The sequence below is a fragment of the Gelidibacter algens genome (assembly GCF_001678675.1).
GTDB classification, from domain to species: Bacteria; Bacteroidota; Bacteroidia; order Flavobacteriales; family Flavobacteriaceae; genus Gelidibacter; species Gelidibacter algens.
Genome location: NZ_LZRN01000017.1, coordinates 60,619 through 78,867 on the forward strand (window position 1 = coordinate 60,619; position 18,249 = coordinate 78,867).

Sequence of the window (18,249 nt, forward strand, 5' to 3'; positions counted from 1 at the left end):
TAAAATAGAAAAAGAGGCTGTTTCATGAGTTATGAGACAGCCTCTTTTTTTTAATTTTATATTTAAAATTCTATTGTTTAAATGGATACGCTTTTTACGCTATGACCCACTTAAGAAATGATGCTTTTAGACTTATCCTCCAAAGTCATCAAATCTGATATTCTCGTCAGGAATCCCGAAGTCTTCACCCATTTTCTGAACCGCTTGGTTCATCAATGGTGGACCACAGAAATACAATTCGATATCTTCTGGGGCTTCATGGTGATTTAAATAATTATCAATCACAGTGTTGTGTATAAACCCAACAAAACCATCTCCAGGGGCATCAATACTTTCTTTCACTTTCCAATTGTCCTCTTCCATTGGTTCAGACAGTGCCAAGTAGAATTTAAAGTTAGGGAACTCACGCTCTAGTTCACGGAAGTGCTCCAAATAGAATAATTCACGCTTAGAACGGCCACCATACCAATACGACACTTTACGACCTGTTTTTAGAGTTCTAAATAAATGGTACAAGTGAGAACGCATAGGAGCCATACCAGCTCCACCACCAATATATAGCATTTCTGCCTCAGACTCATTAATGAAGAATTCACCATAAGGGCCAGAGATAGTTACTTTATCACCTTCTTTCTGATTAAAGATAAATGATGAGGCAATCCCCGGATTGACATCCATCCAACCATTTTTGGCACGGTCAAAAGGAGGCGTTGCGATACGCACGTTTAACATAACTTCACGTCCTTCTGCAGGATAGGAAGCCATAGAATACGCCCGCTCTATAGTCTCAGTATTTTTCATCACCAATGGCCACAATTTAAATTTGTCCCATTCTGCTTGAAATTTATCAGGAGTGTCATGCTCTTCTGGATGCGCAGTAATGTCCATATCTTCAAAATTGACAGTACATGGGGGGATTTCAATTTGAATATAACCTCCGGCTTTGTAACCCATATCTTCAGGAATCTGAACCACAAACTCTTTAATAAAAGAAGCTACGTTATAATTTCTCACAACGGTTGCTTCCCATTTCTTGATTCCAAATACTTCTTCAGGAATGGTGATTTCCATGTCCTGTTTTACTTTCACCTGGCATGATAAACGCGCACCGTCTTTCAACTCTTTACGTGAAAAATGTGGGGTTTCTGTTGGAAGTGCTTCACCTCCACCTGATAACACATGACATTCACACTGAATACAGGTACCACCACCACCACACGCTGATGGTAAGAATATCTTTTCTGCTCCTAAAGTTGATAATAAGCTGCTTCCTGAAGCCACTTCTATTTCCCGTTCACCATTAATCAAGATCTTTACGGGTCCTGATGGTGATAATTTCTGTTTTACGTATAATAACAAGGTTACCAATAATAACGTAACCACTAAAAACGCTACTACTGTTGTCAATACGGTTCCTAAAGTTCCTGCTGCTAAAATCATATTATTCTGATATTTTAGTATTATCGGCTACACTCATTTCTTCTTCAACACCTTCCAATGTATTCTGGTTCTCATTCTCAACAGTTTGAACTTGCGCTGATGGTTCAGTAGATGGCTCTCCTACTTCATCACCTCCTGTCAACATCCCACCAAAACTCAAAAACCCAATACCCATTAAACCTGTAATGATGAAGGTGATCCCCAAACCTCTCAAAGGCATAGGCACGTTGGAATATCTGATTTTCTCACGAATGGCGGCAATAGCTAAAATTGCCAAAAACCATCCAATACCAGAAGAAACCCCATAATTAAGAGCCAAGCCAAAATTTGCGATTTCACGTGATTGCATAAAGAGTGACCCACCTAAGATAGCACAGTTTACCGCAATTAAAGGTAAAAATATACCGAGTGAATTATATAATGAAGGAGAAAACTTCTCTACAACAATCTCTACCAATTGCACCATGGTGGCAATGGTTGCGATAAACATAATAAAAGAAAGAAAACCTAAATCATAGTCTGCAAACTCCGGTCCTAACCATTTCAAAGCTCCCGGTTGAAGCAAATACTGATCCAACAACCAGTTTAATGGCACCGTAATGGCCAATACAAATATTACCGCTGCTCCTAAACCAACAGCCGTAGCGACTTTTTTAGATACTGCCAAGTATGAACACATACCCAAGAATACCGCAAAAACCATATTATCAATAAAAATAAGACTTGAAAATAAATTACTATATGCTCTACCACTTTTTTATTTTTTTTTAAATCTGAATGAGATTCAGGATCTCACTATTTTTTTAATTGCCCTCGAAGTTCCTGACACAAACATCGGAAGCTAAGTGATGTTAATCTTCAATTAAGTCTCTATTTCTACTGCGCTGTACCCAAATGATCAATCCAACGATAATCAACGCCATTGGAGGCATCAACATAAAACCATTGTTTTCATATCCTGAAGCATAAACCCCAGTTTGTTCTATTGGATCTCCCAATACAGGGAAGCCAAATAAAGTTCCAGAGCCCAAAAGTTCTCTAAAGAAACCAACAATTATCAGGATAACGGCGTAGCCTAAAGCGTTTCCGATACCATCCAAAAACGACCTCCAAGGTCCGTTGGCTAAAGCGAATGCTTCAAAACGTCCCATAATGATACAATTGGTAATAATCAACCCAATAAAAACCGAAAGTGTCTTACTAAGCTCAAAAGCATAAGCTTTTAAAACTTGATCCACAACAATTACCAGAGCAGCAACAACAACAAGTTGTACAATGATTCTAATCTTGGAAGGAATAATATTCCGCATCAAGGAAATGACCACGTTACCAACTCCTAAAACGAAAAGCACTGCAATACCCATAACCAATGAAGCTTTAAGCTCCGCAGTAATAGCCAATGCCGAACAGATTCCTAATACCTGGATCGTGATTGGGTTATTGTCTGTTAACGGATCAGTAATTAACTTCGTGTCCTTTTTTGAAAGAAGTCCCATATTAGTTAGTTTTTAAATTATTAAAGTACGGCAAGTACAATCTTAAATCTTTTTTGATCATTGCAGAAACACCATCACCAGTAATTGTAGCACCAGCCAACGCATCTACCGCATAATCGTCTTTCGATTCATTTTTAGGATCATTGTTTCCCTTTGCGACGTTAATGCCTTTAAACACTCCTGCTTCAGTCAGCAAACGTTCTCCATAAAAATCATCCATAAAATACCGTTGTTTGATGTTGGCACCCAAGCCAGGTGTTTCTCCGGCGTGGTCAAAAAACACACCTTTTACTGTCATCTCCTCATTTAAAGCCACATAGCCCCAAATTTCATCCCAAAGACCTTTTCCTCTAATGGGGGCAACATATACAGTTTCGCCCTCCATTTCTCCAACAAACAGTGGCAAATATCGTGATTTCCCTTCCTTAGCCCTGTTTTGTTGTTTTTTAAGATCGATCAAGTAAGGTTGTATCCCTTTATCTGGGTCTTTAGAATTTAAGAATTCATCACCAGTCATTTTATTGATGATCTTTCCATCTTTGTATTCTAGCACCAATTGCTCTGAGATCTTTCCAGAAAAAATTTGTGCCACCTCAGCTGTTGACACAAACGCGATGTCAGAAACATCTTCGTTGTCATTAACACCCATAGCATACAGAATGTTCTGCTGCTTTTCCATTCTCTCATTTTCTTCAATATTTGGCTTTAAAGACGATGCAGTAAAGGCTAATATTGAACCTACAACAACTACCATTGCTACTGCAAATAGTATCGTGTATGAATTTTTATCTGTATTAGCTGCCATAATTATGCTGTTTTAACTTTTAAACGCTTCATTCTACGTTTGACATTCCCTTGAATGACGTAGTGGTCAATTGTTGGTGCAAAGACATTCATCAATAGAATGGCCAAGAATACACCCTCTGGATATGCAGGATTGAATACCCTGATCATGATGGACAGGAACCCAATTAAAAATCCATAAATCCATTTGCCTTTATTGGTTTGGGATGCGGTAACCGGATCTGTGGCCATAAAGACGGCACCAAAAAGGATACTTCCAATTATTAAATGTTGCCAGAAAGGCACACTCATCAATCCATAAAACTTACTTGATTCTCCAATCCATCCGGCATCAATGACACCATTAAATATCAAGCCCATTGCTAACGCTCCCAATAAGGTCGAGAGAATAATTCTCCAACTTCCTACTTTGGTAAAGATTAGAAATAAAGCACCAAAGATGATCAAAAATTTGGAGGTCTCGCCAACGGAACCCGGAATGAGTCCCCAAAACATGTCCCAATAATCATATACAACCGCTTGGTTTTGGGCGTAGGATCCTAAGATGGTTTCTCCTGAAATGGCATCTAAGTTTGCACCATTGGCAATTTCTTGAGAACGTTCTACCGCGCCGTGCACCCAAACTTTATCTCCAGACATCCATGTTGGATAGGCAAAGAACAAGAAGGCACGAATGGTCAATGCCGGATTTAGGATATTCATCCCAGTACCACCAAAAACCTCTTTTCCTATAATCACACCAAAAGCTACAGCAACCGCCAACATCCATAACGGAATGTCAACAGGTACAATCAATGGCACGAGCATTCCCGTTACCAAATAGCCTTCTTCAACTTCATGGCCTTTAATGACCGCAAAGATAAATTCAATCAGCAACCCAACTCCGTAGGATACGATTACGAGCGGTAATACTTGCCAGATTCCTACAACTAGGTTATCCCAAGTCCAAAAGGATGCTCCAAGAAATCCATCAGCACGAACAATCTCTCCAAGTGCCACATGGTATTGATATCCTGCATTGAACATTCCATAGATCAAACATGGCACCAAGGCCAAAATGACCGTGTTCATGGTTCGCTTTAAATCGTCAACGACTCTAATGTGAGATCCGTTGTGCGTCGTTTCATTAGGCGTATACAAAAATGTATGCAATGCATTGAACGCAGGCGCCATTTTGGTGCCTGAATATTTTTCTTTTAAACTATGTAAATTACTTTTTAAGCCCATCAGTATAATTTTTCATTTCGGTAACGTTCTATACGTTTCAATAGTTTTGAGGTGGTATGAATTATTTTGATTTTGATTTTTCAAGTTCGCAATACCAATGTTATCCAATTTCTTCCATCATGACGTCCAGACCTTTTCTGATAATTTGTTGATGCGGTTGTTTTGAAACACATACAAATTCAGTAAGCGCAAAATCTTCAGGAGCCACTTCATACATTCCTAAAGCTTCCATTTCATCCAAATCATGATACATACATGCTTTTAAAATTTGCAATGGGTAGATGTCCAAAGGAAAAACAGTTTCGTAAACACCCGTCAGTACGAATGCACGGTGCTCTCCATTGGTATTGGTATCAAGGTCGAACTTTTTATTTGGAGTCAACCAAGAGAAGGTCAATGCTCGTGAGCTTGACATTTTATCAAAAACTGGCTTGTTCCATCCGAAGAATTCATAGTCATCACCTTCAGGAATAATGGTAATAATGTTGCTGTAATAATCTAGGTAACCATCAGGCTTCACTTGTTTTCCTGTCAAAACGTTTCCAGAAATGATTCGGTCGTTGCCATTTTGCTCAACCCCATTGTCATATACCATCGTTGCTACTTCACTCGCTATTTTTGTTATGAAGTAGCGCGGTTTTTTAACTGAAGATCCAACAAACGCCACAATGCGTTCTGCATTGAATTTACCGGTTAGCAGTAGCTCTCCAATAATTACCAGGTCTTGAGGCGCAATGGTCCAAACAACTTCCCCTTTATTGACGGGATTGATTTTATTGATTTGGGTACCCACATTGCCAGAAGGATGCGGCCCAGATACTTTATGAAGTGTGATCCCTGAAAGACCAGCTAATGGCGAATTTGATTTTTTACCCACGCTCACATGCACCTCTCCGTCAGTCAATTTACCCAAAGCAGTAATAGCGGCCTGTAATTCAGCTTCTTTACCTTGAAGCACATAATCCAGATCAGCGGCTAATGGTGCGCTGGCATACCCCGAAATAAAAATGGCTTTTGGCGTGCGGTCAGCTTTGGCAATAATGTCATAAGGACGTTGCTTGATAAACGGCCAGCATCCTGAAGCCAATAGATGTGCCTTTACAGTGTCGGCATCAACAGCGTCTACATTAAACTTGCCATAGTCGTGATATGTTTGCTCTTTATCTGCTTGGATTTTAATACCTACAATACGCCTTTTTTCTGCACGAGCTATTTCAACAATGGTTCCTGAAACTGGCGAAACAAATTTCACAGCCTCGTTGGATTTGTCATAAAAAACAGGTTCTCCAGCTTGCACCTTCGCTCCTTCTTTTAAAATTAATTTTGGAATAACACCGTGGAAGTCTTCAGGTTTTAAGGTGTAATAGTTGCTCAAAATAGCCTTTTCAGTGGTTTTTTCAGCTTCACCCTTAAGTTTGATATCGAGACCTTTTTTAATGGTAATGTCGTTTGACATGCTATCAGTCTATTTGTTAATAGTTATAATCACGCGATTCTTAATCGCCAAAAATCGGTGCAAATTTACTAAATAATACCCTAATTAGATTTTAAAACTTCGGACATATTCCTTATTTATAATTGTTCTAAATAAGCATTTAGTGCGGCTATTTTGAATATAAAATGCTTCAACGAAAGCCTTTTGCAAATTTACTCTTTATTAACGAATCTATTTTGAATTAAACACCCTTTTTTTCCTTTTTTAATGTCCAAACCAGAACCTGAAATAAGAACTTGACGAAGATGTAAAACATGCTTTTCTGGGTTAAGAAAGCTTTTGTACATTTTACGGTGAAACACCACTACACCAAACCTCTTTCCAATTCTGAATTGCCATAAAAAAAACCACTAAAGCACATTTGCTTAAGTGGTTTTTAATAATTTCTGATGTGTTTGGCAAACGCCTTAATTCATCACTTTTTTAGTAACGCTGCCTGAATTTTCTAATGTAATTACCGTCAAGTACACACCTTTTGGAAATTGAAATGGCGTAGATAGGCTGTCGCTATTGCCGCCCATATGGTGATCCACCAATTTTTTACCGGTAAGGTCATATACTACAATCGCTTCAATATTTTTTGCTGCCCTTACATGTAGCTGGTCATTTTTGACATATACAAAAGTATCTGAAAGCTGTTGCTCGTCTACAGACAATTGTCTGTCTGTATATCGCAATACAAAACGATCTTTCATATCTCCTGCAGTAGCGGTAAAACTATACGGTGACTTTCTTAAATCATGAAACACATTCTGGTACGTGTCCTCTAAAAAGATGGCTTGCTCGGTGTTGCCCATAATGCTTCCTTTTAAATGATCGATGCCAATATTGTAAATGCCGTTTGTTGGCACGGCTACGCCTAAGGTCACTTTATCTGAACTGTCAAATGGCAGCGGACGGCCTTGGATGGCCAATCGTTCTTCTGACACTTGGGTGTACAAACTAAAATCGTTAGTACCCATGTGGGACGCATCATATAAATTGTCTTCACCATATGTGGCGCCTTGCACATAGCCTACCACTGCCACGGTGGCTGTTTTGGCTTCATTGGTTAACGCCAACCATAATAATTGCTTTTCAGAATCAGAGCTTTTTGCATTTTTCGAATCGCCGTTTGATCTGAAAAAATCTGAGTTATCGTAATTCGCTTGTCCAGTTTCGAAACGCATTGCATTAGTGAAATTCACATCAACGTTGTTTGCTTTTGCTCTAACAAAAAATCCTTGACCAGAAGCTATATAACCCTCGAATTTTGGATTCGTTGATGCAGTGCCATTGTAAACCAAATAATCAGTTGAATTATAATTATAACCGAAATTTTCATAATACGGGTTTCCTCCGCCTTTCTCTATTTTACTTTTATGAGTCCATAAGTAAAGACCTCCCTTAATAATACCTCCGTCATACACGATCTCATCTCTGTTAACAACGCCTGCATTTGCAATTAAAAATTTTTCTGCACTTATGGCCGAAGGATATGGGTTTCCAATTAGATTCCAATCCTTATCACCTTCAACCATTCTGCTTATGTCACCATCACTTCCCGTTTCATAAATCTTAATTCTGTATTCACCATTATTTGGGCGCCCTGTAAGAGTGCTTGTTAATTCAAATATATCATCTTTCTCAATTGGCGGTGTGGGAAACGTAGTTATTGGCGTAGGCACTCTCACAATGTAACCTTTACCTGGCATCATAAAACCTGGAGACGGAGGTTCTACCCAATTACCAACCGTGTTATTAGTATTAATTTGAGTGACATTCCACTCATAATTGCGTGTGCCTCTTAAGTCACCCACTTTAAAATCAGCAACAGGAGAAGACCAATAGACGTAATCAAACATTTGGAGTTGCTTAGCTGTCCTTTTTACAATAATTTCACCACTATTTTGGTTCATGTTAACCGGTTTTGTTTGGATTAAGCTGGCGTTGTCTTCAAGGGTAAATTTGCCTGCTTTTGTTTCATCAATCTTAACACCACTTTCATTAAAAATATCTATAGGAACGTCAACAACAAGATTCCTATAGAGTTTAATAGTATGGCCAGAGGGAATAATTACTTCTTTACCACCTATAACCCTACAATCACAGCCTTCTAAATCTACTAGCTCACCTGTATAATTCTCAGAAAAAATCAAATTTCTATCCGCTTCGCTAATAGGAAATCGCAATGTTCCTTCGTCATAAAAACTAGACGGATATTTCCAATTTGATCCATCCCAAAAAGTTGGCGTGCCACCTAAAGACAATGCAAAATTCAAATCAATAGCACCAAATTCATTATAAATCCTTACTCTGTAGTTCTCATTTATATCAGAAGCAACTACTGCTGGAATTGTATAATTGTCATTATTAGCACCCATTATGCTTTCGTTATTCTTAAACCATTTGTATTTCAATTCCTCTTCTGAAGAGCCTGTACCATTTTCTATTAATGCTCTCGTATTAAACGTTACAGATTTCTCTATATCTGTTTCACATACATTTCTTGAGATAGGAACTAAATCAATTGTTGGCGATTTAATATCAAATGCCTTTTTATTATACGCTATAAAAGATACATCAGCAGCTCCTCCTGCCATCATATTAATATTATTAATATTTCCTATATATGTTTGTGGATTTAAAGAATCACCTTCAATACCAAAATCGCTCAATTTGAATGCGCCCATTCTGTAAGGACGTGTTTGTCCAGATGACAAAGAGCCTGATTCCTGAGGTAGTGAGACTTCATATGCAGTTGGATTAATCATCTTATATAAATCTAACCGCCACTCAAATAATCTAAGAGAGCTAGTATCATTATCATCAATTTTCAGCCTAATAGGCCTGCCGACAACATTACCTTCCAAATCAGCATAATAATAAATGTCAGGTTTATTTCTATTAGGATCGGCTATTTGAGTAATTAATAAATCGGGGACATCATCTAATGCACCCACCTTGCCGTTACCACTAAAAAAACGAATGTTTGTGTTTTGATTAAAATTGGCAATACCAGTTCCTAATTCTAAACCTTGACCATTAGAACCATCGATGATAACATCATAAACTGTACGTCTAACATTATCATTCAAGACCCTAATGTCTTTTTCACCGTCAATCATATCTGCCATTGCAAGATAGTTATCCTTATGTGTTCTTCCCTTAATTCCATTAGTGGAATATGCCTTAAAACCTTGACGTATATATTTTGTGGCATCTGAAACATTGACACCCTGAGCAGTAAGATTGGCTTCAAGCAAAGAATCGTTGACACCTGTCGAGAAGATAATATCCTCACTTGAATAATTCATTTTGAATCCCAATAAATCGTGTTTGTTGTTGGGAAAGGTCTCTCTAACATCTTTATTGAATTGACTAGATTTCCAAAAGCCATTCCAACTCGTATAAACTTCTCTTATTCTATTTTCGCTATTGTTTTCTAAAGTTTTTTCTGATGGCCCAACAAAGGTTATCATGCTTGCATTAGACCCGTTAACTATTAGCATGGCGCTAATGTTATTATCGAGAGTTGGTGTTGTTATCTCGATAACAATTTCATTCGGTGCCCAAGAGTTTCTATTAAATGAAATAGCATTTCCTGCAAATGATATTGGTGTGCTTGCGCCAAACCCAGACCCTGAGATAGTAATGGTCGTTTTTTGTGTTACTCTAGTTGGGGAAACACTAGTAACAACAACCTGAGCATAAGACCCGACAGCAATCAGCAGCATAACCGCCACCAAAAGTCCGTTAAACAATGCAATCTTAGAATAGTTAGGAGTAATTTTTGTAATCATAGGTACCAATGGTTTAGTTGAGTGCCCTATGTCTCCATCAAATTTTTCAGGAAGGGCAGCCCTAAAAAAGATGTATTAAAAATTAAGGAGTGACTACAAACTTGCAACCGATTTATTAGTAGAAGAAAAATTTTAGATGTTGTGCGAAAAATCCATGCTGAAACACACAATTTTAGCGAAAAGTGACTAAAGCATATTTTCAGATCTAAGTATCGCCTAAAAGTATTTTGAACATCAGAATGCTATCACCATATCCTTATAATAGAACTAAAACAAAAAACCACTAAAAAATGGCTTAGTGGTTTTTATTAATTGATGAGGTGTTTGGGCATACGCCCTAATTCAATACTTTTTTGGTAACGGTGGCTGAATTTTCTAAAGTAATGACCATCAAGTACACACCTTTTGGAAATTGGAAAGGTGTAGAAAGGCTTTTGCTATTGCCATCCGCATGGTGATCCATTACTTTTTTTCCGGCAAGATCATATCCTGTAATGGATTCAATATTTTTTGCTGCCCTAACGTGAAGCTGCTCGTTTTTGACATACACAAAGGTATCGGACAGCTGTTGCTCCTCTACTGACAGCTGTCTGTCCATATATCGTAGCACAAACCGATCGTTCATATCTCCTGCAATAGCTGTAAAACTGTAAGGCGATTTCTTCAAATCATGAATGACATTCTGATAAGTATCTTCTAAATAGATGCTTTGCTCGGGGTTGAGCATAATGCTTCCTTTTAAATGATCTATCGCTATGCTATAGATCCCATTTGTTGGCACTGCCACCCCAAGGGTAACTTTATCGGAACTGTCAAATGGCAAGGGACGCCCTTGTATGACCAATCTATCGGCTGACACCTGCGTGTACAAACTAAAATCATTGGTGCCCATGTGGGACGCGTCATATAAATTATCCTTTCCATAGGTTGCACCCTGCACATAACCCACTACGGCAACTGTAGCTGTTTTAGCCTCGTTGGTTAACGCCAACCACAGTAATTGTTTTTCTGATTCAGATGCTGTTGCATTTTTTGAATCACTAGGTGATCTGAAAAATTGGGAGTTATCGTAAGCCTCTTCATCAGTCGTAAAACGCATCGCGTTAGTGAATCTGACATTTTCTGGAGCCTTAGCTTTCACAAAAAAGCCTTGTCCTGAAGCAATATTTCCGTCAAAATCAGGATCTGTAGAAGTTGTACCGTTGTATACTAGATAATCAGCTGAATTATAATTATATCCAAAGTCTTGATAAAATGGGTTGCTGCCACCTGGCATAATTTCTGTGCCATGCGTCCACAAATATACACCACCGTCAATGACTTCGAGTAATGTTGAATTGGTGGTCAAAAAGTCACCTGCATTGATCGCAGAAGGATACGGGTTTCCAATTAAATTCCAACCACTATTTGGGTCAGGGATTGGTATGCCTGGAGATAATAAAACAGGAATAATGTACTCACCATTATTTGGGATCCCTTCAAAAATCCCAGTCGAGGTAAAGCCCTCTTCTGGATCCACTGGTGGTGCATCTGGATCCGGTGTTGGCACTCTTACAATAAACCCTTTACCAGGCGTCATAATTCCAGAAGGAGGTGTAACCCAGTTGCCAACTGTACCCTTGGTGTTAGATGCAATAACATCCCACTCATAGGTACGAGAACTTAGAATACCTCCTACATTAAACCCTTCAACAGGAGACGACCAGTAGACATAATCAAATTTTTTAAGATTGTCAGCAACTCTTTCCACAATGATTTCCCCCTTGTTTTCATTAACGTTTAAACCTCCAACTAATAGAAGCGGTTTTGTTTGGATCAAGCTGGCGTTGTCTTTAAGTGTGAAGGTCCCGGCAGGAATAAATGGTGAAGTTCCTGGAACTTCGTCTATTTGAGGAGCAATTGTAATCGCACCATATAATTTTACTTTTTTACTCGGCGGAATGGTCACGTTCGTCCCTGCAACAACCAAACAATCACACCCCTCTAAATCAACATCCTCATTGTAATCAGATGTAAAAACCAATCCTCTTTCTTTAATATTGATATCGGCGACATCGCCATATGGAGAGCTCCAAGCGCCATTCCAAATGAAAGGGGTACCGCCTTGAGCAAGTTCAACAGGGACTATCACAATACCTTGTCCATTATCAATTCTTAACTTATAAACCCCTAATTTTCCAGCATCAACATCTGTAATGGTTAGAGCAGAAGGAGTTGGCCCTTTAGTTGTTGCCGCTGAACCATCTTTCCATAATTGATATTGAAACAACATTGGAAGACCGTCTGCAGGTATTGGTGCACGAATATTACCATCAACATTAAAATCCTCTATCCCCACATTACCGCCCTCGGCAACTGTGCCAATTTTAACCCTAAATAACGCTGACGATCCATTGCCTAACCGACAGACATATTGAGGTAAGATCGTTTTGGCGACGGGGCCTTTAATATTGAAAGTCTCCTGATTATAAGCCATAAAGGCGATATCAGCACTACCTCCAGAATTCATATTAATGTTATCTATATCCGTAATTTCTTCAGCAGTGCTGATGCCAAAGTCCTCCAATTTAAAAGCCACCATTCTAATAGGTCTAAATCGGTCTGCGATATATTTAGTCGCACGTCCGTTTGGATTGGCTGATGCAAAATCTAGACCGTCAGCAAACGTGAATAAATTCAATTTCCATTTGGCCAATACGGTGTTGGGGGTTACATTTTTTATGGTTAATTTAATTGGATGTCCCACAACATTTCCAAACTCATCAGCATAATAATACACATCACTTAAGCCCGGATCGGCCATTTGGGTGATCAATAGATCTGGTGTATCCTCATCGCCTATAACTCCCGGTATGCCATTCCCACTAAAGAACTGAACATCTGTTCTATTATTAAAGTTACCAACAGCTGTACCCAATTCCAAACCATTTTTACCATCAATAATCACTTCCAAGATGGTCAAGGCCTTAATACCTGTTAAGGTTGAGAAGTCCCCTGGTGTTTCGGACAGTGCCTCTATTCCATCTACCATATCTCCAGTCATAAGAAAGTTAAGGCCGCTTGTTGTGCCACGCACACCGTTTGTAGAGTACGCTTTAAAGACTTTCTTTTGGTAACCTGCTTGTCCTGGAGTCAATCCCAATTTTACTTCCAAAAGTGCGTCATCCACGCCTGTTGAATAAATGACATCAATGGCACTGCCAAAAGGCCTGATCTTATAACCTAAAAGTTCATGTTTATCATTTGGAGATGCAGCTGTGTTTGCCGATGTCCAATCACTGGATCTCCAAAAGCCATTGCTATTATAATTCCAATTCGTGTAAATTTCTTTTACATAGAAAGATTCACCAGTAGTTAGAGACTCTTCAACAGGAGCAATGTAACTGATAAGTTTTGCAGCACTTGGGCCGGTTCCACCTAGACCTATAGTTAATACTGCATCTAAAATATCAAAATCTGCAACGGAACCAATTTCAAATGTCATCTCACCTGTATTCCTAAGTACATGAGCCGTCGTAGTTATGACATCGCCAGAAGCGTTCATTAAAGCTATATTATTTCTTTGTGTAGTTGTAAACAAAGTTCCTTTTATAGTAACTACAGAGCCGGTGGTAACTCTAGTTGGAAAAACATCTGTTATGGTTTGAGAGAACATGCTGCCGGAAAAGAGAAGAAGCATTACAAAACCTTTGCATACATCTATGTTTATAATGTGCGAAGTAATTTTTGTAGTCATAAGTACCAAAGATTTAGTTGTGTGACCTGTTTCATCAAATTTTCTAAGAAGGGCACTCCTAAAAAAGTCTTTACCAAAAATTAAGTAGGGTACATAAATTTGCAAAAGATTTATCAGTCGAAGAAAATTTTTAGATGTTGTACTGAAATAACTGATGAAATACATTTTAATTTATACATCGCTTTTACTGCTTAAACTATTATGCCTCAAATAACTAAGAAGCTCCCAATCTAATTGCCTCTAAAGTCCAGGAACGCTCCCAGCAGATGTGTTTTTAGGCATGAAATGTGTATCTTTACAATTCAAAAATTTAATAGAAATGAGTTTAAGAATATGGTTTTGCCTTTGTGTTTTGATTCCTACCACGTTTTGTGCGGTGGCTCAGGTAACGGAAACCCCTCCACCAAGCAGCATCAAGACCATCATTTTCAAAGGCGGCACCAATGTAAGTCAGCTGCCTATTTTAAAACTTGGCGAACCCTTCGTACTGGAGTTTGATGCGCTTACCGGTATTGAACCTGATTTTTATTATGTGATTGAGCATTTTAATTATGATTGGACACCATCAAGCTTGGTGAAATCAGAATATTTGGGAGGGTTTGATAACCAGCGTATCCTAGACTATACCAACTCCTTTAACACCTATCAAATTTATTCGCATTATACACTCCAAATTCCCAACCAGCAAACGCGGGGACTATTGGTAACGGGCAATTACCTGATCAGTATATGGAATGACGATAACGACTTGGTGTTTTCAAGAAAGTTTATGGTTTATGAAGACCTTGTCAATGTTGGCGTTGCGATTAAACGCTCAAGAGACGTCAAATATATTGACAGAAAGCAATCAGTAGATATTGTGATTGACAATAACAATTTCAACTTTATCAATCCGCTAGAAAATGTCAAGATCTTGATCATCCAAAACAACAATCTTACCACGGCTATTGCCAATGTGAAACCGCAATACACTCTGGGCAATCAATTGGTGTATAAGTACATCTCCGAAACTAGTTTTTGGGGTGGCAATGAATACCGCTATTTTGAAAATAAAGATGTGAGGGCGGCCAATATGGGGGTGCAGTTTATCGATTTAAAAGAAATTTACAACAACTATCTTTTTGTAAATACGTCTCGCGCAGATCAGCTTTACACCTATAATCCTGATATTAATGGTAATTTTTTGATCACGGCCTTAGATGTTGAAAACGTTTCAATTGAAGCCGATTATACCATGATACATTTTGCCCTGCAATATCCTGAATTACCTGCTGGCAAGGCCATATATGTGTACGGCAACTTCAACAATTATGCGCTTGAACCGGAAAACCAGCTTCACTATAATGCAGAAAGAGGACTCTATGAATGTGCCTTCCGACTGAAACAAGGCTTTTACAATTACATATATGTGGTGACCGAGGCAGATGGCACCCTCAATGAAGGCGCCGTTAGTGGCAACTTTTACCAAACAGAAAACGATTATAAAGTGCTGGTATATTATAGAGATTTAGGCGCGCGTTATGACCGATTGATTGGTGTAGGAGAAGGATCTTCAGTTAATATCTCCAATTGACAGGCGCCATTTTTATAATTGGATTGAATTATTATTATTATTATTATTATTATTACTTAAATTAAGCTTCAGTTATTTCCTGTAAATAGCGATAGCGTCACATCTTGAATGAAATAAAGTATTAAATTCTATATAATTATCCTATTTTAGCAAAACTCAAAACATTCATCCATCATGGTTCAGCAAGTTACAAGTGGCATCAAAATAAGTGTAGACACGACGTTTGAAGGTACCTTTTATAAAAATTATAAGGTGCATTATGCCTTTGGATATAAGGTGACCATTGAAAACCAAAGTAAAGATGCCGTGCAATTAAATTCCCGTCATTGGCGCATTTTAGATGCCTTAAACAATATTGAAATCATTGAAGGCGATGGTGTCATCGGTAAAAAACCTGTCCTCAAACCTGGCGAATCACATACTTATACTTCAGGATGTTTATTGACCTCACCTTTTGGTGCCATGCAAGGCCATTACAATATGGTCAACTTTACCACTACCAATAAGTTTAAGGTCTATATCCCTTCTTTTAAGCTGAGCGCCCCTTTTGCAATGAATTAAAACGAACTGGGACCTGCATCGTAATCCGCCTCTATTTTTATGGCATTTGCTTAAACAAAAAAAGCATCAGCCCATTAAATTTGCTCTAGCGATTACTTTTCTAACAGGTCTATTTATACATAAAGTTTTGATTGATATTCATTATAAACTCTGATTTCTACCATTTCTAAAACCAATCCAATAGTGCGTTAATCGCCAATTTTCATATCGGGATCAGCATTAATTAGAAGCCTCCTAAAAATTCCCATTTTCTCATACTTCAGCGTAACTGCAACTCACACCTACCAACTCACAACAAAATGTACCCCAGTTTTAACGTGGTTTTAGTAGGCAATAGCCTTACAGAACTTGCAAATTTTTGTACCTTTGAGTCTTTAATTTTTAAACTATTAAAACAAAAACACTCATGGGAAAAGGATTTTTCAAGGTACCAGTAGCAGTAAATGAGCCTGTAAAAACATACGCTCCAGGATCACCAGAACGTGAAGCGGTTATAGCAGAATATTCAAAAATGTACAGAAGCACCGTTGAGGTGCCTCTATACATCAATGGCAAATATGTAAAGACAAAAAATACGAAAACCATGTCTCCCCCTCATGACCATCAACATGTTGTTGGAACTTATCATGAGGCCGATAAAAAACATGTTGAAGAGGCTATTGCTACCGCTCTTGAAGCTAGAAAAAACTGGGCAGAGTTACCTTGGGAACACCGTGCTGGGATTTTTCTAAAAGCTGCAGAATTGATTGCGGGGCCTTACCGTGCAAAAATTAATGCGGCTACCATGATTGCACAATCCAAAACAATCCACCAGGCCGAGATTGATTCCGCTTGTGAGCTGATTGATTTCTTGAGATTTAATGTGCAGTTTATGACTGAAATATACAATGACCAACCAGAAAGTACCAGCGATGCCTGGAACCGTATTGAATACAGACCTTTGGAAGGGTTCACGTATGCCGTAACCCCGTTTAATTTTACGGCCATTGCAGGTAACTTACCATCGTGTATGGCGTTAATGGGAAATGTAGTCATTTGGAAACCGAGCAACCATCAAATTTATTCTGCAAAAGTGATTATGGATGTCTTTGAAGAGGCCGGCGTTCCTGCAGGGGTGATCAATGTAGTGTTTGGTGATCCGGCGATGATTACAGAAAGTGTAATGGCAAGTCCGGATTTTTCAGGATTGCATTACACAGGATCAACGTCCGTATTTCAAAGTTTATGGAAAAAAATTGGAAACAATATCACCAACTATAAAACCTACCCAAGAATCGTAGGAGAAACTGGCGGAAAAGACTTTATCGTCGCCCACAAGACTGCAGATCCGAAACAAGTTGCAACGGCTATCGTTAGGGGCGCATTTGAGTTTCAAGGCCAAAAATGTAGTGCTGCCTCAAGATCTTATATTGCTAAAAGCATCTGGGGTGATGTTAAAAAATATGTGATCGAAGATCTCAAAACCTTTAAGATGGGCTCTCCGGAAGACATGAGTAATTTCATGACGGCGGTAATCCACGAAGATTCTTTTGATAAATTGGCAAGCTTTATTGACCAAGCTAAGAAAGATAAGAACGCCACGATTATTTCGGGCGGAAATTATGATAAAAGTAAAGGGTATTTTATAGAACCAACGGTGATAGAAACTACTGATCCGAAATACACGACCATGTGCACAGAACTTTTTGGTCCTGTGATGACTATTTATGTGTATGATGATAAAGATTTCAGCAAGACCTTGACTTTGGTAGATCAAACTAGCGACTATGCCTTGACAGGCGCCATTTTAGCTACAGATAGATATGCTATTGATGAAGCCACAAAAGCACTGCAAAATGCGGCCGGAAACTTCTATATCAATGACAAACCAACCGGTGCTGTGGTTGGCCATCAACCTTTTGGTGGCGCACGAGCATCAGGCACCAATGACAAAGCTGGCAGCAAACAAAACCTGTTGCGTTGGATTTCCCCTAGAATGGTGAAAGAAACCTTTGTAACACCAACAGATTACCGTTATCCATTTTTAGGCTAATCCTTTTATAGAGTCATAAAAAAATCCTCAAACTTCCGTTTCGGGTAGGTTTTTGTTTAAATAAGTTTTTACTTTACAAATTAAGTTTTTTAGGTTTACGGAA

11 protein-coding genes are annotated in these 18,249 nt (G+C 38.6%); 3 read left to right on the forward strand and 8 right to left on the reverse strand.

The annotated features are described in order from the left end of the window. Positions 1-132 precede the first annotated feature (132 nt). The 8 genes from nqrF to A9996_RS09980 all read right to left on the reverse strand — a co-directional run bounded on the left by nqrF (position 133) and on the right by A9996_RS09980 (position 13,980). Complete coding sequence (gene nqrF, locus A9996_RS09945; protein ID WP_066433969.1) at positions 133-1,440, reverse strand: NADH:ubiquinone reductase (Na(+)-transporting) subunit F; 1,308 nt, start codon at positions 1,438-1,440, stop codon at positions 133-135. A gap of 1 nt (position 1,441) precedes the next feature. Next, entirely contained in the window at positions 1,442-2,143 is a 702-nt protein-coding gene (nqrE, locus tag A9996_RS09950) for an NADH:ubiquinone reductase (Na(+)-transporting) subunit E (protein ID WP_066433971.1), read from the reverse strand. A 148-nt stretch (positions 2,144-2,291) separates the two neighbouring features. Further along, entirely contained in the window at positions 2,292-2,936 is a 645-nt protein-coding gene (locus tag A9996_RS09955; protein WP_066433974.1) for an NADH:ubiquinone reductase (Na(+)-transporting) subunit D, read from the reverse strand. A gap of 1 nt (position 2,937) precedes the next feature. Next, entirely contained in the window at positions 2,938-3,741 is an 804-nt protein-coding gene (locus tag A9996_RS09960) for a Na(+)-translocating NADH-quinone reductase subunit C (protein ID WP_066433978.1), read from the reverse strand. 2 nt (positions 3,742-3,743) lie between these two features. Beyond that, positions 3,744-4,967 carry an NADH:ubiquinone reductase (Na(+)-transporting) subunit B gene (locus A9996_RS09965; RefSeq protein WP_066433986.1) on the reverse strand — a complete coding sequence of 408 codons (1,224 nt, stop codon included), beginning with the start codon at positions 4,965-4,967 and terminating at the stop codon, positions 3,744-3,746. 100 nt (positions 4,968-5,067) lie between these two features. Beyond that, positions 5,068-6,423, reverse strand: coding sequence for a Na(+)-translocating NADH-quinone reductase subunit A (locus A9996_RS09970; RefSeq protein WP_066433989.1), 1,356 nt, complete (start codon positions 6,421-6,423; stop codon positions 5,068-5,070). Between the two features lie 446 nt (positions 6,424-6,869). Continuing rightward, entirely contained in the window at positions 6,870-10,244 is a 3,375-nt protein-coding gene (locus A9996_RS09975; RefSeq protein WP_066433993.1) for an IPT/TIG domain-containing protein, read from the reverse strand. A gap of 337 nt (positions 10,245-10,581) precedes the next feature. Beyond that, positions 10,582-13,980, reverse strand: a complete 3,399-nt coding sequence (locus A9996_RS09980; protein ID WP_146608949.1) for a T9SS type A sorting domain-containing protein — start codon at positions 13,978-13,980, stop codon at positions 10,582-10,584. Between the two features lie 319 nt (positions 13,981-14,299). On the opposite strand from A9996_RS09980, the gene A9996_RS09985 reads away from it, so the two are divergent. From A9996_RS09985 to pruA, 3 genes are all read left to right on the forward strand, one after another. After that, positions 14,300-15,553: a type IX secretion system plug protein gene (locus A9996_RS09985; RefSeq protein WP_066434036.1), complete on the forward strand. Its 1,254-nt coding sequence runs from the start codon at positions 14,300-14,302 to the stop codon at positions 15,551-15,553. Positions 15,554-15,727: 174 nt separating this feature from the next. Further along, positions 15,728-16,114 carry a Co2+/Mg2+ efflux protein ApaG gene (gene apaG, locus A9996_RS09990; protein ID WP_066433998.1) on the forward strand — a complete coding sequence of 129 codons (387 nt, stop codon included), beginning with the start codon at positions 15,728-15,730 and terminating at the stop codon, positions 16,112-16,114. A 406-nt stretch (positions 16,115-16,520) separates the two neighbouring features. Beyond that, complete coding sequence (pruA, locus tag A9996_RS09995) at positions 16,521-18,146, forward strand: L-glutamate gamma-semialdehyde dehydrogenase (RefSeq protein ID WP_066434003.1); 1,626 nt, start codon at positions 16,521-16,523, stop codon at positions 18,144-18,146. Positions 18,147-18,249: the final 103 nt, after the last annotated feature.